Source organism: Alicyclobacillus tolerans, assembly GCF_048984885.1.
Lineage (GTDB): Bacteria > Bacillota > Bacilli > Alicyclobacillales > Alicyclobacillaceae > Alicyclobacillus_I > Alicyclobacillus_I tolerans.
On record NZ_JBMGNK010000002.1, the window covers coordinates 754714 to 773707 of the forward strand.

Annotated in this window: 16 protein-coding genes and 1 riboswitch; of the genes, 10 read left to right on the top strand and 6 right to left on the bottom strand. The window is 44.5% G+C overall.

The window, feature by feature from the left end; genetic code table 11:
• The first annotated feature begins 10 nt into the window (after positions 1 to 10).
• The 6 genes from ACOJUR_RS03870 to ACOJUR_RS03895 all read left to right on the top strand — a co-directional run bounded on the left by ACOJUR_RS03870 (position 11) and on the right by ACOJUR_RS03895 (position 8172).
• A complete protein-coding gene (locus ACOJUR_RS03870; RefSeq protein WP_072873526.1) occupies positions 11 to 1354 on the top strand; it encodes a cation:proton antiporter in 1344 nt (447 codons plus the stop codon).
• Between the two features lie 233 nt (positions 1355 to 1587).
• The gene (locus ACOJUR_RS03875; protein WP_072873525.1) at positions 1588 to 2592 is read left to right on the top strand and encodes a LacI family DNA-binding transcriptional regulator; all 1005 of its coding nucleotides are present in this window, start codon (positions 1588 to 1590) and stop codon (positions 2590 to 2592) included.
• 105 nt (positions 2593 to 2697) lie between these two features.
• Positions 2698 to 4887, top strand: a complete 2190-nt coding sequence (locus tag ACOJUR_RS03880) for an amylo-alpha-1,6-glucosidase (protein WP_420949291.1) — start codon at positions 2698 to 2700, stop codon at positions 4885 to 4887.
• Positions 4888 to 5053: 166 nt separating this feature from the next.
• Positions 5054 to 6343 (top strand): ABC transporter substrate-binding protein, encoded by a 1290-nt coding sequence (locus tag ACOJUR_RS03885; RefSeq protein ID WP_420949292.1) that lies wholly within the window; start codon positions 5054 to 5056, stop codon positions 6341 to 6343.
• Positions 6343 to 7284, top strand: coding sequence for a carbohydrate ABC transporter permease (locus ACOJUR_RS03890; protein ID WP_083574101.1), 942 nt, complete (start codon positions 6343 to 6345; stop codon positions 7282 to 7284). Before ACOJUR_RS03885 ends, ACOJUR_RS03890 begins: the two co-directional genes overlap by 1 nt.
• A gap of 45 nt (positions 7285 to 7329) precedes the next feature.
• On the top strand, positions 7330 to 8172 hold the full coding sequence (locus ACOJUR_RS03895; protein WP_072873522.1) for a carbohydrate ABC transporter permease: 843 nt from the start codon (positions 7330 to 7332) through the stop codon (positions 8170 to 8172).
• Between the two features lie 24 nt (positions 8173 to 8196).
• Here the strand turns inward: ACOJUR_RS03895 and ACOJUR_RS03900 are convergent, their stop codons facing one another.
• From ACOJUR_RS03900 to ACOJUR_RS03915, 4 genes are all read right to left on the bottom strand, one after another.
• On the bottom strand, positions 8197 to 8994 hold the full coding sequence (locus ACOJUR_RS03900) for an IclR family transcriptional regulator (protein ID WP_072873521.1): 798 nt from the start codon (positions 8992 to 8994) through the stop codon (positions 8197 to 8199).
• Positions 8994 to 10205, bottom strand: coding sequence for an acyl-CoA dehydrogenase family protein (locus ACOJUR_RS03905; RefSeq protein WP_072873520.1), 1212 nt, complete (start codon positions 10203 to 10205; stop codon positions 8994 to 8996). The genes ACOJUR_RS03900 and ACOJUR_RS03905 overlap by 1 nt, the downstream gene beginning before the upstream one ends.
• The gene (locus ACOJUR_RS03910) at positions 10199 to 11386 is read right to left on the bottom strand and encodes a CaiB/BaiF CoA transferase family protein (RefSeq protein ID WP_420949293.1); all 1188 of its coding nucleotides are present in this window, start codon (positions 11384 to 11386) and stop codon (positions 10199 to 10201) included. The genes ACOJUR_RS03905 and ACOJUR_RS03910 overlap by 7 nt, the downstream gene beginning before the upstream one ends.
• Before the next feature lie 67 nt (positions 11387 to 11453).
• Complete coding sequence (locus tag ACOJUR_RS03915) at positions 11454 to 12602, bottom strand: FAD-dependent monooxygenase (RefSeq protein WP_420949294.1); 1149 nt, start codon at positions 12600 to 12602, stop codon at positions 11454 to 11456.
• Between the two features lie 133 nt (positions 12603 to 12735).
• On the opposite strand from ACOJUR_RS03915, the gene ACOJUR_RS03920 reads away from it, so the two are divergent.
• The gene (locus ACOJUR_RS03920) at positions 12736 to 13677 is read left to right on the top strand and encodes a mechanosensitive ion channel family protein (protein WP_072873517.1); all 942 of its coding nucleotides are present in this window, start codon (positions 12736 to 12738) and stop codon (positions 13675 to 13677) included.
• Positions 13678 to 13692: 15 nt separating this feature from the next.
• On the opposite strand, the gene ACOJUR_RS03925 is transcribed toward ACOJUR_RS03920, so the two are convergent.
• The gene (locus ACOJUR_RS03925; RefSeq protein WP_072873579.1) at positions 13693 to 14199 is read right to left on the bottom strand and encodes a Crp/Fnr family transcriptional regulator; all 507 of its coding nucleotides are present in this window, start codon (positions 14197 to 14199) and stop codon (positions 13693 to 13695) included.
• A gap of 172 nt (positions 14200 to 14371) precedes the next feature.
• On the opposite strand from ACOJUR_RS03925, the gene hmpA reads away from it, so the two are divergent.
• The 3 genes from hmpA (at position 14372) to ACOJUR_RS03940 (ending at position 18218) form a co-directional block, all read left to right on the top strand.
• Entirely contained in the window at positions 14372 to 15595 is a 1224-nt protein-coding gene (gene hmpA / locus ACOJUR_RS03930; RefSeq protein ID WP_203115511.1) for an NO-inducible flavohemoprotein, read from the top strand.
• 49 nt (positions 15596 to 15644) lie between these two features.
• A riboswitch (SAM riboswitch) is annotated at positions 15645 to 15753 on the top strand.
• A gap of 135 nt (positions 15754 to 15888) precedes the next feature.
• Entirely contained in the window at positions 15889 to 17130 is a 1242-nt protein-coding gene (locus ACOJUR_RS03935; protein WP_083574100.1) for a carboxylate--amine ligase, read from the top strand.
• Between the two features lie 29 nt (positions 17131 to 17159).
• Entirely contained in the window at positions 17160 to 18218 is a 1059-nt protein-coding gene (locus tag ACOJUR_RS03940) for an LLM class flavin-dependent oxidoreductase (RefSeq protein ID WP_072873516.1), read from the top strand.
• On the opposite strand, the gene ACOJUR_RS03945 is transcribed toward ACOJUR_RS03940, so the two are convergent.
• On the bottom strand, positions 18215 to 18907 hold the full coding sequence (locus ACOJUR_RS03945; RefSeq protein ID WP_420949295.1) for a hypothetical protein: 693 nt from the start codon (positions 18905 to 18907) through the stop codon (positions 18215 to 18217). The two genes, ACOJUR_RS03940 and ACOJUR_RS03945, sit on opposite strands and share 4 nt — an antisense overlap.
• Positions 18908 to 18994: the final 87 nt, after the last annotated feature.

Sequence of the window (18994 nt, forward strand, 5' to 3'; positions counted from 1 at the left end):
GGAAAAACAAGTGTTTAGTTTGGCTGGAGCAGATTTGACGCGTTTTTTGTTCGCTATGGTACTCCTGTTGGCAGCCGCAAATCTTCTTGGTTACGTAGCTGAACGACTCGCCATTCCAAGAGTGATTGGAGAGGTCGCAGGTGGTTTATTACTGGGGCCAACCTGCTTTGGTACCTTGTTTCCCGCTAGTTTTCATTGGCTCTATCTCGGCTTTCATTCGGAAAGCGATCTTTTTGGGTTTATTTATCAATTAGGAACCATCTTGCTGTTATTCACCGCAGGATTGAAATTTCAGTCTCGATTTGCGAAGTCAGATATTAAGACTGGATTAGCCATTATTGTCGGATCGACCATCATACCCTTTCTGGTTGGCTGGTTGTCGACATTCGTGTTCAATCCGTCTCAGTTTGAAGGACCCGATCACAATGTTATCGCTTTAAAAATCATCGTCGCCATTTCTATAGCTGTAACTTCCATACCAGTCATCTCCAAAATTTTTAGCGATCTCGGTATAATGCACTCCCGTTTCGCTAAAATCATTGTTGCCATTGCTGGTATACACGACCTTATTCTCTGGGTGGCTTTGGCAATCGCTTCCGGTATGGTAACGGGGGGACATGTCAGTTCAACAGGTGCAATCAATGTTTGGATGGTCTCCAAAAGCCTGGTTATAACATTGGCTTTTCTGGTGGTCTGCATTGGGGTTTTACCTTGGGCACTGCGCAAATTGACTTCAAAAAGGGCTAATTTGCTATTTCGGGCTTCCTTTTTAGGGTACTTTCTTGTCATTCTTTTTGCGCTGTCTGCTATTGCCGGATATCTACAAGTAGATGTGATGTATGGGGCTCTATTAGCGGGTATTGCCACTAAATTCAGTCTTCCTGAAAACCTTTTTAAAAAGTTAGAAGAAGGGGTTCTGGGGATTTCCTATGGTTTCTTTATTCCATTGTTTTTTGCCATCGTTGGGATGCAGTTGGATTTGGCGAAAAACTTCAGTTTTGGGTTCTTCATCCTCTATCTGATCTTTGCCACACTGGTGCAAGGACTGGTTGTCTATTTTACCTGTCGGATCATTCGTATAGATAAGTTAACCAGTTTCAATTTTGCCGCGGCGATGAATGCTCGTGGGGGGCCGGGTATTGTGCTTTCAACTGTGGCTTACTCATTAGGTATTATTAATCAAGATTTTTTCGCCATACTGGTTATGCTGGCACTCTTAACATCCTGGATGGCGGGTTCTTGGCTTCGTTATATTCTCAAAAGCGGCAAACGACTTATGCCTGGTGATGAAAACCTAGTGATTCAAAAAGCGCAAGAAGAAATAGATTTTCAATGGGAGCCCAGTCTAGAGTAAACCAATCTGTACACTGACCTGGTTCAGCCACAAATCAAAAACAATTTCTAGCTCTGAATCGATGTAGAGAGGCTGAGTAGCATCGGCCTCTATTTTTTATTCAGGAAAATGAATGTGACCACAAATTTTACTGATAATTATATCATTTTTATATTGCCAAACCAAAACGTTTTGGGTATAGTGTGGATAACGCTTTCATTGCTATTCATTTTTCATTTGGGTGTGTTCATTTAATGACAGTGACCATTAGAGATGTGGCGCGGCAGGCAGGTGTATCCATCACCACAGTCTCGCGCGCATTTAACGGCTATCAGGATGTTAGTGAGGAAACAAAGAAAAAAATATTGCAAGTCGCTGAAAGTCTAAACTATCGACCGAGTCGGGTTGCTCGCAGTCTCGTGCTGCAGCAGACACAAAGTGTTGGCTTGATGATTTCAGATTTCAACGTCAATCCTGGTGGACATCATTTTCTCTTTGATGTCATAGCCGGGGTGCACGACAGACTAGCCTATCTAGGCTACGATATTACATTAGTCAGTACCACAACTGCACGTCAGCGCCTGATAAGTTATATCGATTTCTGTACTGAACGTCGTTTGGAGGGAGTCATTGTTATGGGGATGCGGCTTGATGATCCATACATGCAGGAAGTTGCAGAAGCTAAACTGCCTTCTGTAGGGATTGACTTGCCCATTCTCAGCCGTTATTGCGGATACGTCATGACAGACAATGTCAACGGTGCCAGGCAAGGTGTTCGTTATCTCATATCCCAAGGGCATCGTTCAATTGGATTTGTTAACGGGCATGCTCAAGCTGCTGTCAGTGTTGATCGTTTGCGTGGTTATCAAACGGCCATGCAGGAAGCCGGCCTAGAAGTAAAAGAAGACTGGATCATTCACTCGAATTTCTTGGTTGATGGAGGTGAAACAGCAACTCGTCAATTGCTGCAAAATCATCCTGAAATGACTGCCATTTTTTACGCTAGTGATTTGATGGCTATTGGCGGAATGCGCTGCATTCAGCGGATGGGTAAAAAGGTGCCGGGCGATATAGCAGTTTTAGGTTATGACAATATTGATTTAGGCGAATGGGTGACTCCCATGCTCAGCACTGTCGCTCAAAAGCGTTACGAGATGGGCGTTGCAGCCGCTGATATGTTGATGGGAATGTTGCTTCGTCAAGAAGAACCCGGTGGTCGGCTGTTACCACCGTCACTGGTCATCAGGGAAAGTTCGTAAGCCAATTTCCTGAGATAGAGTTCGTGCGGTCTATGGTTCCGAAAACGATTTGGTTTATGTTTGCAAACAACCTGTCCATTTCTGCACAGGAAAGGAGCTTTTGCTTTGAATGATGTTGTTTTAAAAGAGAACGATGTTTTTCTGGTATGCTGTCAAGAAGGTACAACTATACGAAACTCGCAGGGTCAAGGTCACCACGGACTTTATTCGCGAGACACGAGGTTTCTGTCACGTTTGGATTGGTGGTTGGACCCTGAAGTACACATCATGCTGGATAAATTATCAGAAAATGGTTATGAAATATTTTACTGGTATACCAATACACCGCCTTCAGATATTTCGTCGATTCCCAGAGAATCTTTATGGATAGAACGGCATCAGTGGGTAGATGCGACTGGACTCTATGAACATGTGAAAATAAAGAATTATGCTCTCGATCCGCTGGAAATCAATGTGGGTTATGTGGTCGATGCGGATTTTGTCGATATGTTCGAAGTGCGCGGTTTTAAAGATACACCATTTCAAAGAGAAGTACAGGTTGTGACAGAAAAGACTGCTTGCAGCTATCAATACTCTGCTAGAGATGGACGTATTACCCGTACTCATGTCACTTTGGATGCACATCCAAATCATAGCGTGCAAGTGAATGTTTTGCCTGAAGAGAATGGAACGACTGCACGCCGTTATCAATGTAAGATACGACTTTTGCATCAAGAACAGGTCGAGTTGTTCCTCAAAGTGAAAATTGAGATCGTCCCAACCGTTACAGACTCAGTAGTCATAAGTGAATCTTGCATAGCTGAAAAGCAAACCGAAAACGATTTGGATCAATATCGATGGATTCGCGAGTCGTATGCTCAATGGTTCAATCAACTTCCTCAGGTTACTGGGGATTTGCGTTTTGCAGCATGGTATGAGCAAGGATTGAAAGATTTGCGGATGCTTCAAAGCAATTTGGGATACGGGACGTTGCTTACAGCTGGTGTGCCTTGGTACGCGGTGCCGTTTGGGAGGGATAGTTTAATTGCTGCACGGATGATGTTATTGGCTAATCCTGAATTAGCACGAGGAACTTTGCAGACAATGGCTCATTTTCAAGGCACTCAGGAAAGACCAGAGAAAGACGAACAGCCGGGTAAAATTGTTCATGAAGTACGCGATGGGGAACTCAGTCGACTGGGGATTCTACCTTTTGCTCCTTACTACGGGAGTGTTGATGCCACACCTCTTTTTCTAAATCTGGCAGCTGATTACTTGCGCTGGACGGGTGATGAAGAACTTTTAGAAATCTTGTTGCCCCATGTACATCGAGCTTTGGACTGGATTGAAATGTATGGCGATCGCGATGGGGACGGATTTCTGGAATATTGTCGAGAAGCAGAAGATGGAATTGCGAATCAAGGATGGAAAGACTCTGGAGATTCCATTATGTACGCTGACGGTCGTTTGGTGGAAGGACCAGTGGCGCTGTGTGAAGTACAGGCTTACTTGTATCGGGCTTACTTAGATTGGGCGCAAATTTTCATGTCTCGTGGTGAAAAAGAGTTAGCAACTCGTTTACAGAACAAAGCATCAGAATTACAAAAGAGTTTTCGCGAGCGATTTATTCTATCGGATGGGAGTATAGCCTTGGCACTTGATGGCATGAAGCAGCCGTGTGCGGTGATTTCTTCCAACATGGGTCAGGTTTTGCAAAGCTTGCTCCTCTCCAAAGTGGAAGCTGATCGAGTGGCTGCGCGAATAACAGCCGAAGATATGCTGACGGGTTTTGGCATTCGAACACTTTCTTCTAAAGAGAAACGTTATAATCCGTTGAGTTATCACAATGGTTCGGTTTGGCCGCATGATACCTGTTTAGTATTGCAGGGGTTGCGCAACTATAGCTGCAGAGATGAGGCTGTAGCCGTCATGGAAAATCTGTTGCGAGCTCAAGATGCATTTGACTTACACAGGCTACCGGAATTGTTTGCTGGTTTTGGAATCTCCGAATCAGCCAAACCAGTACCTTATCCGGTTTCGTGTTCTCCTCAAGCTTGGGCCGCTGCAACACCGGTATTTGTCTTGGAACAAATCATTGGCCTTCGTCCAAACGCTAGTCGACAACAGATTGCGCTCGATCCGCTGCTACCCGATTCCATAAAGGAGTTGAAGATAGAGAGAATTCCGCTTGGTCATGGACATTTGTCTCTGTATCTCAAGTCTCTGAACAAATCGACCCAATATGATGTTTTACAAAACACGACAGGTTGGGAAGTTCTTTATGAACCTATGGCAAGGGAGGTGATGGCGCATTAGTGGCGCTGACTTGACATAGATACGTCAGTCAATCACCTCATTGTCCATCAAATGTGCAGTATTGAACAAAATCAACCCAGCAAACATTCAGTTACTAGGAAATCTTATCCTTGTCCATTGCAGATGCCAGTTAAGCGAAAATTTCACGAAAGTGAGGTAGATTTAATTGAAGCAAGTCAAAAAAGCAGCTATGTACTCTCTCGTGGGCTTGACTTTTTTAGGGCTAGTGGGTTGTGGTACAGCTAATAACAGCAACTCCTCGCAAGGTGGATCCACGAGTTCAGGTAAACCGGTAACTATTGTTGTAGCCAGTTGGTCTGGAACAAATGTAACCAATGGGATTATTGATCAGCAATTAGCTGATTTCAACAAGACACATCCTGGTATCCATGCGGTATATCGTCCGATTTCTGGTAATTACGAGACGATTCTCAAAACGGAGTTTGTGGCAGGAGATGCGCCAGATATCATTACATTAAACAATGGCGGGCAAGCGCCAACCTTTGAAAGTGAAGGGGCAGTCATACCGCTGAATTCCTATATCAAGCAGTCTAACTATTCTTTGAGCGATTTCTTCTCTGGTGCACTGAATATGTTTGTGGCGAACGGTCAGGTCTACGGTATTCCTCGTGATCAATCGCCGCTCGTTCTTTATTACAATCCGGTTATGTTCAAGCAAGCTGGCATTAGTGGCCCGCCGAAGACATGGGCGGAACTCTACGCAGATGCTAAAAAATTAACAAATCCTGCAAAGAAAATTTATGGAATCGTTCAGACACCACAGGAACCTCGTTGGGCGCAATTTGTCTATCAGGCAGGCGGCAGTGTCATGAATAATAACATGACTCAAATGACTTTAAATACTCCGGCAGCCTTGAAAGGGTTTTCGTTTTTTGTCAATCTCTATCGTTCAGGAGTTGCCGCACAACCACAGGATGTCGGAGCTACATGGGGAGGACAGGCGCTTGGAATGGGACGCGCGGCTATGACCTTTGAAGGGGCTTGGGCAATTCCATATTTGCAAGACACGTATCCGAACACTTCATTCGCTATAGCTACGTTGCCAAAAGGTCCTGTCAATAATGTCAGTCTGGATTTTCCAACCGCTTGGGCCATCACCAAAGATTGTTCGCATCCGCAACAGGCTTGGGAAGTCATTCAGTATCTGACTGGGGCAGGTCAAGCGCAATGGGTGGAACAGGGCGGACTGGTAACCGTTCGAAAATCTTTAATTGACATGCCCTATTACAAAGAACATCCGATTTATGAAAACATCTTGAAGCAATTGCCCAACGCAGTGCCTTGGAATTTTCCCAATGGGTTCGATCAATATGTGAATACGACACTTTCTAATGAGACTTTATTGGCGGTTGATGGAAAAGAAAGTCCTGCACAAGCACTACAAAAACTGCAAAGTGAAGGTGAATCAATTTTACAAAATGGAGGTAGCCAGTGATGGCCGCAGTTCAAGCAGACTCCCAGAGTCGGAGCGGTGGTCGTTTCCTGCGTGAAAAAGGCATGCAGAAATGGCGGCGACAGGAAACCGTCACCGCCTACCTTTTCTCTCTGCCGACTATCATTCTTTTGTTGATGTTTTCTCTTGGTCCAGCAGTCTATGCCTTTTTTCTGAGTGGCGTTTCTTGGAATCTGTTAGACCAAATGCACTGGATTGGATTGCATAATTATGCTGCTATTTTTCGTATGCCACTCTTCTGGACGGCAGTCAAAAATTCATTTATCTTTGCAGCAGTCGTCATGCCGGTGCAAACAATCATTGCCATGATATTCGCAGTAATCATGAATCAGCATCTTCCCGCCCGGCCACTGTTTCGTTTGGCATTCTTTTTCCCGTCCATCAGTTCATCAGCTGTTACGTCTCTGATGTTTATGTGGATTTTCAATAAACTGGGGTTATTGAACGGTTTTTTGAACTGGTTTGGGATTTCTGGGCCTGACTGGATAGGAGATCCTCGTTTTGCGCTTTCGGCCATCATGATATTAAACATATGGAGTACATCGGGATATTTCATGGTGGTTTTTTTGGCAGGTTTACAATCCATTCCACAAAACTTCTATGAAGCGGCAGCTATTGATGGAGCATCTGCATTTCAGCGTTTTTTGCGGATTACAGTGCCACTTTTGAGACCCTCCACCTTCTTTATTGTAGTCATGGGCATGATTGGCACACTGCAAATGTTTGATCAGTCCTTCATCATATCGGGTGGCACAGGTGGGCCGCTCAATTCTACCATGACAATGGCGCTACTTATTTATGAAGAAATTTTCTCCTATGGAAATGTCGGTTATGGAGCCGCGATAACGGTGTTTCTTTTTGTAGTTGTACTTCTGCTTACCCTGTTAACGAATCGCTGGCTTGGCAAACCGATTGAGTATTAATCGATGGCTGTTGAATGCGCAAAGTGAGGGAGGGTGAATGGTTAAATGATTGTATCTCCAGCGCAAAAAACATGGGGACGCATATCCCGCGGTCTGTATCTGCTCATTTTAATCGTTGGTGCGCTTATTATGGTGATCCCGTTTCTTTGGTCGCTTTCCACATCATTAAAGCCATTGAATCAAGCGTTGGCCTACCCGCCACGTTGGATTCCTCATCCCTTTTTGTGGAAAAATTATATAGATACGTGGAAAACAGTTCCCATGGAGCGATGGTTTCTGAATAGTACTTTGGTTTCAGTGGTTGTGGTCATTGGAAATTTATTGCTGGATGCGCTCGCTGGCTATGCTTTAGCAAGAATTCATTTTCGTGGACGCAATCTAGTGTTCTTTGGTGTCATATCTATGTTGATGATTCCTTTCCAATCCATCATGTTGCCAGTCTATATCGAGTTGCGCTCTCTTGGCCTTATCAACAGTTACGCAGGCATGATATTACCGCAACTGGTTTCGGCTATGGGCGTGTTTCTCATGCGACAAGCCTTTTTGAACATCCCGGAAGAAGTGGAAGAATCAGCCGTGATTGAAGGTGCTAGTCGGTGGCGAATCTTTTGGCAAATTACATTGCCTATGGTGCAGCCTACCATGCTTACACTGGCACTCATGATGTTCATGAGTTCTTGGAATAATTTTCTTTTACCACTACTTGTAGCCAATAAACTGCAATTTTGGACCCTGCCGCTAGGTATGGTAATGTTTCAACAGCAATATTATACAAATTGGCCATATTTAATGGCGGCAGCTGTAATGGCTACCATTCCAATAGCTATTTTATTCCTTATATTCCAAAAATGGTTTATCCAAGGTATTTCTACGACAGGTCTCAAATAGTGAAAAGTGCAAGGACACACCCTGTTATAAGGGTTGTGTCCAACGCTTTTCTATCTCGCGAGCTGAAGATAGGATCAGTGAGATGAGGCGTTGCAAACTTTCTTCTGTTTTGCGATAAATGGGGCCAGCAACGCCAATGCCTGCCAACAGTTCTCCTTTTTCGGTAAGAATGGGTGCAGCGACTGCAAAAGCGCCGTCATCCAATTCTTCCTCACTATAGGCATATCCTTTCCTGCGAATTTCCAATAACTCCTTTTTCAAGGATTCCACACTATCTGGAGAACTCTGGGATATTTCTTGTAATTGCGTCAGGACGGTTTCCTTTATAGCTTCACTAGCGTAAGCAAGCAAGATTTTGCGTGTAGCTCCACGATGGAGTGGGAGGACGCTGCCTGTACGTGTTGTCAGTTTGATGGGTAGCGGGCTGTCGATGGATGCAATGCAAATACCTACTAGACGTTCTTCATCCAGCATGGTCAAACTTACCGTTTCACCACTAGAGGCCGCTAGACATTGCATAGATGGCCAAGCCATTTGGCGTAAACTGTATTCCCGGTTGGCATGCATGCCAAGGATATAGGCACTCATACCCAGTCGATATTTTTTGTTTTCTTGATTTTGAGCAAGATAGCCATGTTCGGCGAGTGTTGTCACTAAACGAGCAACTACAGTGCGCGGAAGATGAAGAAGGTTAGACAACTCTGCCACGCCCAATTCCTCACCGTAAGTCACAAAACAATCCAAGATGCGCAAACCGCGAGCAAGTGTTTGTGAAGTGCGTGTTTTATCTTTTGATGAATCAGGTTCAAGCCAAATATCCATTACAGATAGTCTCCAGAGTTTGCGAAAGGCCAGGGCGGCAACATCCGGTTTAAAATTTTGTCTTCTCGATATCCAAGAGCGTATTCTGCCTGCATAATCGTATGAATCTCGCGAGTTCCTTCGTAAATAACAAGGGCTTTAGCATTGCGCATATAACGTTCTACCGGGTATTCGTTGGAGTATCCGTAGGCTCCATGGACTTGAATGGCGTCGGAGGCGCTTTGAAAAGCAACATCGGAAGCAATCCATTTGGCAAGTGAAGTTTCACGAGTGTTGCGGACTCCTTGATTTTTTAACCAACCTGATTTAAACACAAGGAGTTGTGAAGTTTGGTAACCAGCTTCCATTTTGGCGATCATTTGTTGAACTAACTGATGTTTGCCAATCTCTACACCAAACGTCTTGCGTTCATGGGCGTATTTCACGGAGGCATCTAAACAAGCACGCGTTAATCCAGTCGCACCAGCAGCAACAGTAAATCGACCGTTGTCCAAAGCAGACATAGCAATTTTAAATCCTTCACCTTCATCTCCAAGGCGGTTTGCTGCTGGTACGCGAACATCTTCCAAAATGACTTCTCCTGTATTCCCGCCATGAATACCGAGTTTGCCACGAATCGGTCGGGTGGTAACACCAGGATAGTTGCGTTCCACAATGAAAGCTGTGATACCTTTATGTTTCTTGGACGGATCGACCGTCGCAAAAATTAAAAAATGGTCAGCATAGTCACTCAGGGAAATCCATATTTTCGATCCGTTCAGAATATAGCTGTCACCATCACGTCGTGCTCTGGTTTGCAATGAACCAGCATCTGAACCTGCACCAGGTTCGGTAAGTCCGAAGGCACCTAATTTGCTTCCTTCTGCCTGAGGTTTTAAATATTTTTCTTTTTGTTCTTCTGTACCCCACTGTAATAAAGTCATACTGTTAAGTCCGGTATGTACAGAGACGGCAGTTCGGTAGGCGGTATCTCCATATTCAAGTTCCTCGCAGACAATAGCTAAGGAGTTATAATCCATGCCAGCGCCGCCATACTTCTCAGGTATGCAAACGCCCATCAACCCCAGCTGAGCTAATTTCTGCACTACACCCATCTCAAAATGATGTTGTTCGTCCCATTCCTTCATATAGGGAATAATTTCGGTTTGGACAAATTTTCGTGTCATTTTTTGTAACTCTAATTGCTCTTGGCTGAGTGAGAAGTCTAGCATGTAGCTACCACCCCTTCATGGATCCACGTTTGAATTTGATTTTCCAAAAATCCACATTCTTTTAAAATGATTTCGCTATGTTCACCGAGTCTGGGAGGAGGCAGGCGAAAGACTGGCGGAGTCTTTTCTAGTTTTAAAGGACTGCCGAGCAGTCGTAATCTATCAATCGTCGGGTGACTTTCGCTCTCCCAAATCATTTGTCGTTCGGTCGTTAGTGATGAAGCTAGTGATTCTTTAACACTTTGTACTGGTCCGGCGGGTACTCGTGCAGCACGCATCATAGAAAGAACCTCTTCTTGAGAGTGTTGAGCCATGGCTGTTTCTAGCAGCTTCAAGAGGTCTTCACGATGTTTCACACGTTCGGCATTGGTTGAAAAACGCGGATCCGTTGGTAATTCGTCAAGATGGAGAACATGGCAAAAGTCGTTAAACTGTCTATCGTTGCCTACCGTAATAACCACATCTCCGTCACGAGTATGGAAAAGCTGATAAGGAACAATGTTTGGATGACCATTACCTATGCGTTTGGCATCAATGCCGCTTGTCAAAACATTGCTTGCGACGTTGACTAACATGGCAAGCTGTGTATCGTAAAGCGCCATATCAATAGCCTGCCCCTGCCCAGTTTGTTCGCGAACACGCAGTGCTGCTTGAATAGCAATGGTTGCGTACAAACCTGTACAAACATCAGTAATGGCAACGCCTACTTTGACGGGGCCAGCTTCAGCGTAACCAGTAATACTCATGAGACCGCCCATTGCTTGCATCAGATAGTCATAACCAGGTTCGTCACTTTGTCTGCCAAATCCAGAGATAGAACAATAAATCAGGTCAGGTTTCACAGCACTAACCTGTTCATAAGTGAGGCCAAGGTGTTGTGCGGAAGCTGGTAAAAAGTTATGGAGCAAAACGTCTGTGTGTTGCAACAGTGTATTGAGAATTTTTTGGCCTTCTGGATGCTTCAGATCGATCGCCAGGGAACGTTTGTTTCGATTGGTACAAAGATAGTAAGCGCTTTCTCCACCTATAAATGGAGGTCCCCAATAGCGCGTCTCATCACCCCCTTGAACGGATTCAATTTTGATGACATCTGCACCGAGATCTGCCAAATTCATGGCACAAAACGGGCCTGCCAATATGCGTGAACAGTCTAATACACGGATCCCTTGCAAAGGTTGCATGAATACACCACCTATTATAGGAATAACATTCCTATAATCGATAGAATAACATGAGATTTTGCATATTTCAATCTATTTTGTGGTGCGGTAAGAGATTGTAGGTGAGCAATTTTCTCCACACTTTTTGGGATGCAAAGTTGGGTGCAAGGCTGAACGCTTTGTTTCGCAGTTGGATGGCTAAATGATTTTCTATTTGCGAGAATTCACCGAGCCAGCGAGCAAATTTTGCCAAATGTGCGACTCTGCGTTTTCGTAAAACTGCGAAATGTGCGCATGCTTTTTGCCAATCCTTTTCTTGTTGCAATGCATGAAGTAAAACGTGTGCATCTTCTAGAGCAAGACAGCCTCCAAAGCCTAAATTAGGTGTGATGGCGTGGGCAGCATCTCCCATGAATAGAAGAGGTCCTGAAGATAGAGGATACCCTGGGGCTATATCGTAAATGGAATGGCTGAAAATTTCATGATTAGGTGTATGGTCAATCCATTTCTGTATCGAGTCAGGCAGATTGGAGAACTGATGGCGGATGGAAGGGAAGGATTGGTCATCTTTTTGCATCCATCGGTAGTTGAGTGTAGCAAACCAGTATAGGTGATCTGCGTCGATTCGCGCATATCCAAATCGCCGTCCAGATCCCCAATATTCTGCCATATCCCATTGAATGTCATACGCGTTTTGGATGATTGCTCGCCAAGCGTGATAACGAGTTGGCCGCTGCAAATGACCATAGATTGATTTGCGAATATTGGAATGAATACCATCTGCCGCAATGATTCCATCAAAACAATCTTTTCGGCCACTCCCAAATTCCACATAAATTTTTTGGTTTCTTCCCATTTCAGTGTGGATTGCCGTATCTTGTTCAATTTTTGGTCGATCCAGTATATCCCATAACCAATGAAGGAGATGGGAACGGCGCACACAGATGGGATAATGAGAAAATTCTTCTTTCATCCAATGCAGAGGAAGTTGCAAAAGAAGGGTGCTTGTTTCTTCAAGCAAGACTCCAGTTTTGAGAGGATGTTGTGCAATCTCTGAGATTTTTTCACTCGTCAATTGATTCAGCGCGAAAAGCGCGTTAGGCCATAAAATCAATGCAGCCCCCCCATCTAACGGGTTTGCATCGCGATCGAACAACACGTAATCGATGCCGGATTGTTGCAACGCTGCAGCAGCAGCTAGCCCGGCTACTCCTGAACCCAGTATGGCAATACGCATCATAGATTCCCCTTTTTATGCTTTCCCATAAAGACCGTGAGTCATCAAAGTGTGCCTGAAGTTGGCCTTTCTTGAAAAGAATGATTAAGATGGATATTGGGAGTTTTCAAGTTAGAAATGGAGGCGCTGCCAGATGAAACGCTCTCCTGATGGATCGCGCAGTCCGAGGTTGTTGCGGAATACGATTCTATCCATTGTCATTCTCATTGTAGTGTCTATTGCCATTATGATAGGTGTAGATACTCGTTCTGGTTTTTTAAAACATATTCCTAAGACTTGGCTTGATATTGTCAAAGCTTTGCTTGTGTTTGCGGTAGGTGGTATTGTATCCACGATTTTAGAGCGCAATTTATTTCGCATTTCGTTGAATAAATTGGGCCCACAGCGTTCCACGCTCTTTCGCTATGTTGCTCGACTGTTGCTTTTTTTGACAGTTATCATTAGCGCATTGACTGCGTTTGGGGTCGGCTTACCCAGTGTCATTTTTGGTGGAACCTTTATTACGGTTATTGTAGGTTTGGCAGGCCAAACGGTGTTTGCCAACATTATTGGCGGTATATGGTTGCTTTTGTTTCGGCCTTTCCGAGTCGGAGACCCAATTGGCATTGTAGCCTGGCAATTTCCACTTTTAATGCCAAGCTATCCTCACGAAGCAATGCGTCCCATGTATTTTGGTGTCGTCCGTGATATTAACCTGATGTACACAGAGATTGAAAGTGCCGATGGTTATTTGCAAATGATTCCTAATGGAATTATTGCGCAGTCATTTCTGGAAAACAAATCCACCCCAGGAAAGCACCGCATACATTTCCGTTTTGATGTCGATCACGCTGTACCTGTAGATACTTTTCTACACGAAGCAAGAATTTTTTTAATGAAAAGGTTTAATGATGAAGATGCTCGCCCGGAGGTTTGGATTGCAGATATTGGACCTGCAACCTATTCCATTCGCATCAGTTTGTTCTCAGACGATCACGAAGAGGCACTCAAGTCCGAGATACTACAGCAAATGATGCGCCTTCTTCAACAAATCAAGAAAAAAGAAGAAGCCAATGCTGAACAAACCAGCAATTAGATATTCGCCTTTTGGTTACGAAAAATTGGCCGGTTTTCGTAACAAGCGATTGAGTGTCTCTCTGCGCAGGCCCATGAATTGACTGATTTCTTCTTGTGTGAAGATGGAGAGCGGATCGATATCAGGAAATTCTTGTTTAAACCAGTGGATGAAGGCGTTAAAACGCTCTTTGGCTGTAACGGTAGTTAACTGGTCAATCCGTTCTTGCATCATACGCAATTTATGTTGCAGGGAAAGAGATACTTCTCTATATAAATAAGGGTTCTCCTCTAATTGGTGGTACCAATCCTCTGAATTGATAACTTCGACTTCCGAATCCATCATGGCTATAGCGTTTCCGTGGTAAGGCTTGGGGCTGACCAGCGAATGGTGAGGAAACAGTTCACCCGGCAGCAAAATATTAAATAGCAGCGCTTGTCCGTCTGCTTGGTAGCGCACGACTTTCAATAGTCCAGTATGCAAACGATAAAGCGAACCCATTTCACCTTGGCGAAATAAGCATTCGCCACGATGCAATTTTATCCATGTCATTTCGTCACACCTTCGTCAGGTTTTCTGTGACTGTAGTCACAGAGACTTTCCAAAAAGGAGCGTATTTTCATAAATGCCAAAGAAAAAATAGTTATCCATCCACAAGGGAGTGGTTCAGATGACCGCCGTAGTATCTAATTTAGAAAAAATCAATACGATGAAGATGCTGGACGATCGAACGATAGAGATTGTAAAATCTACTGTTCCTGTTTTGCAAGTTCACGGGGAAGCCATTACACGACGCTTTTATGAACGTCTTTTTGAAGCTCACCCAGAATTGTTAAATATGTTCAATCATGCGCATCAACAGCAAGGGCAACAACAGATGGCATTGGCCAATGCGGTATATGCGGCTGCACAGCATATTGACAATCTTTCAGCTATTTTGCCATCCGTGCGTCAAATTGGCCACAAACATCGCGGTTTGGGTGTAAAAAAAGAGCATTACCCAGTGGTGGGGGAAAATTTGCTGCTTGCTATTCAAGATGTGCTGGGTTCAGCGGCGACCCCGGACATTCTGGCAGCTTGGGAGAAAGCGTATGGTGTAATAGCATCCACTTTCATGCAAATGGAACAACAGTTTGATGAACAAGCATCCGCACAACCGGGTGGGTGGAGTGGCTTTCGTTCATTTCAGGTCAAACGCAAAGTTAAGGAGAGCGATGTCATCACATCTTTTTATCTAGAGCCTGTTGATCAAGGTGCCATAGCTTATTTTATCCCTGGTCAATATATTACGGTTCGCGTTCAACCGAAAGATCAACCGTTTGTTCATTTGCGTCAATACAGCTTGTCGGATGCGCCTGGTTTACCCTATTATCGGATTTCTGTCAAAAAAGAGAGTGCCATTCAAGAAAAACCAGCCGGTGTCGTATCTTCTTATCTTCACGAGCAAATTGGTGTAGGTGATGTCATTGAGGTCAGTGCTCCTGCAGGAGTATTTACATTAGATCGCTCGCATGATTTACCCATCGTTCTGATCAGTGGCGGTGTTGGCTTGACGCCTATGATTTCGATGCTCAATACATTGATTCAATCTGGAGACAAACGGCCGATTGTCTATATTCATGCTGCATTGCAAGGTAGTGTACACGCTTTTGCTAATCATGTTGAAGAATTAGCAGAAACACACAGTCATTTATCAGTTTACACCATATACGAAAAACCCACAGTTGAAGATGAAGCGCTTCAACGTCATCAACTAAGCGGCTATATCACAGACGACTTTTTACGTCCGCTAGTTCCGCAGAACGCGGATGTCTACTTCTGCGGACCCACACCGTTTATGCAAGCAGTTTATAGAATTTTGCACTCTATAGGTATTCAGGAAGATAGGATTCACTATGAATTTTTTGGACCGGAAGGAGTTTTGACGAATTTGACTTGACTTTTTCAGATTCCGTGCTATGCTTTCACTAAATTTCATAGGAACCACGCTCTTATCAAGAGAGGTTGAGGGACTGACCCTGCGAAGCCTCGGCAACCGGCCAATATGTCGGCACGGTGCCAATTTCAGAGGAATGGTTTTCATTCCGAAGATGAGAAGACGGTGGCATCGGATTTGGATGAACCCCCTTCTCGTTTTTGTGAGTAAGGGGGTTCGTTTTTCCTGTCCAAGAGGCGGCATTCCATGGTCTGTAGTGCTTGAAAGTCGTGGGTATCCAGAGAAAGGTTGAGCCTATGTCATCACTTTATGATCCTGAACAATTTTTAAGCCGCTTGCCTCATCTGCCCAAAGATAAGCCGGCAGCAGTAGTTTTCAATGCACATATTACAGGCTTGGCCGTAACCAGAGCGCTCGGACGTGAAAATATTCCTGTTCTCGCCCTTGACAGGGATGCGCGAGCTTATGGATTAGCTTCCAAGTATCTGCATTCCGCCGCTATTTGTCCCAATCCCTTGACGAATGAAGAGGATTTTGTCGATTTTCTACTACAAATGGGCGAGCGTTTGCCTGTCAAGGCTGTTCTTTTTCCGTCTAATGATGAGTGGGTTTTTGCCGTTTCCCGTCATCGTGATCGGTTAGAAAAATATTATCATTTCCCTTTTTCACCACTGGAAATTGTGGAGTCTGTTTTGAATAAGAAAAAGCTCTACCAGACTGCTGAAAGACTGGGTGTACCGATTCCTAAAACATGGTATCCAGATGAATGGATGGATATAGAGGCAGAAGCAAAAAAAGTAACCTATCCTTGTATTCTCAAACCGGTTGAACAACGTAGTTTTTATGATGCATTTTCTGCCAAAGTTTTGGAAGCCCATACGCCGAATGAGGTCATTCAGCTATTAAAAAAAGTGTATCCTCATTCCGTGGTTATCCAGGAAATTGTGCCGGCAGGTTTGTCAAACTACGTTTCTCTTTGTTCCTATATGCGGTCGAATGGAGAAATGGTTGCAGGATTTGTGGGACGTAAATTAGAGCAATATCCTCCCGATTTTGGTACAGGATGTTTGGTTAAATCTGAGGATTTGCCCGATTTAGCTGAGTTAGGAGCAAATATTTTACGGACCCTAGCTTACTACGGAATTTCTGAGTCGGAATTTATTCTCGATCATCGCGACGGAGTCTACAAATTACTTGATATCAATACGCGTACCTGGAAATGGATTGGACTTCCCATCGCCTGTGGTTGGAATTTACCTCTTTACGCCTATGAGGAAGCGATCGGCTCTCCACTGACTTTGCCTGTCTCTCCGACTCGTAAGGGGATGCGTTGGGTTTATCTGAAAGATTATTTGACACTAAAAGCAAGCGGGAAATACGTATCACCACAAGAGCATTTGCATGTCCATGAATTGGCAGAATTGCTGACAGGAACAAGCGAAACTTGCTTGGATGCGGTTCTTGATTTGGACGATCCGGTTCCGGCAGCCAGATTGCTGGAGAATTTTTATACACGTTCTTACGTATGTCCTTGCTAGAAACAGAGAAAACGGGAGGTTGGAGAAAGATGAGATTTGGATTTTGGATGCCTATGTTTGGTGGTTGGCTACGAAATATTGAGGATGAAGGTATGCCAGCTTCTTTTGCCTACGCTAAGAAAGTAGCACAATCTGCTGAACAATGGGGATATGATGTGAGCCTGTTGGCGGAACTTTATTTAAATGACATTAAAGGGCCAAAAGCGGACGCTTTAGAAGCCTGGACGACTGCTGCTGCGTTGGCATCCGTCACAGAGCGGCTGGAATTGATGGCGGCAGTCCGTCCAGCCTTTCACAATCCTGCAGTGACAGCCAAGATGGCTGCCAACTTGGATCACATCAGTGGTGGGCGCTTTTCGCTCAATGTTGTGTCGGCTTGGTGGGAGGAAGAAGCTCGTCAATACGCTGGACAATTTTCTCAGCATGATGAGCGGTATGCTCGATCTCAAGAATTTGTGGATGTGCTGCGCGGGATGTGGATGGCAGATACATTTACGTACGATGGACAATATTATCAGATCCAAGAGGCTCACTTGTCACCCAAACCCAAGCGAAAATTGCCCATGATTTATGCTGGCGGTGAAAGTGAACGGGGCAAACGATTTATTGCCGAATCATGTGATGCCTATTTAATGCATGGTGGAACAGTGGAAGAAATTCGTCACAAGACAAGAGACATGAAAGAACGCCGGCAATTAACTGGTTTAGGCCCGTTTTCTTCCTTTGGTATGGCAGCTTACGTGATTGTTCGCGATACCGCAGAGGAAGCTGAGGCGGAAAAAAGAAGGATAACTCAAGTCAAGGCCAAAGCAGGCGGAGGTTATGCTGGTTTTCAGGATTTTACTCAAAAATCAGAGTTGGAACAACAAATTACTCTCGAAGATTATTCGGTATCCAATCGCGGTCTGCGTCCAAATTTAGTCGGTACACCAGAACAGGTAGCAGAACGGATACTTGAATTCTCTGAAGCCGGACTGGATCTGCTCTTGCTTCAGTGTTCACCGCAATTGGAAGAACTGCAAAGGTTTTCAGAACAAGTGATGCCACTTGTTCGATCGGAACGGTCTGTGGGGCAAATCGCCAATTAATCCTGTCGAGCCGATTTGTTCACAACCTTCTCAAATAATTGTTTCATGTAGGCAACTTCTTTCTGATATCGTGGCTGAGAGAATCCGTTATAAGAAGGGTGCGGAATACCGTTTACCACTAGCCAGTTTGGAGAGTGTACTTGACTGAGCCGAAAAAACTTCTGTGCAAACCTGCCACACGGTACCAGTATCAGCCTGCGTTCGTACAACGCAGTCAACCGTTTGCGCAGGTTAGCCAGCAGAAGATCTTGAACAATATTCCATTCCTCGCGAGGATAGATGTCTCGTTGATTCGCACTCCGAAGACTTTCTAAAATCTCCATTATTTCCGGGAACTTGCTTCGTGTCTGCGCACTATAGGCGGCCGCTTGCATCGGCAAATTTGATGCGTTCATCAATCCAACTTGATAGAGACGACGGTCTACCAGCTCTCCTTTTCTATGTTGCAGAAGTAAACGCCCCATAGGCAGCGAGTGATAAGCAGAGTCGAACAGATGACGTGTCATGGACAATCCGCTCGATCCGCTGACAGGGGCTCCATACTTTAATTCTTGGAGATGCGGACTTTCCAGCAAAAAAAGGAAGTTAGCTGTTTGCAGACCGAGATCGGGCACAAGATACTCAGTCGACAAGCTGTTAAGAATGCTTCGGAAATGGTCGTATAAACTTGGTGAAGTGGTATGAGACATGTCAATCCAACCTCTCTTTCGCAGGTTTTTAAAAAAGCTGTAGGATTTTATGTGTGTGGATGAGTATAAGAAAAAATGAATTTTTAA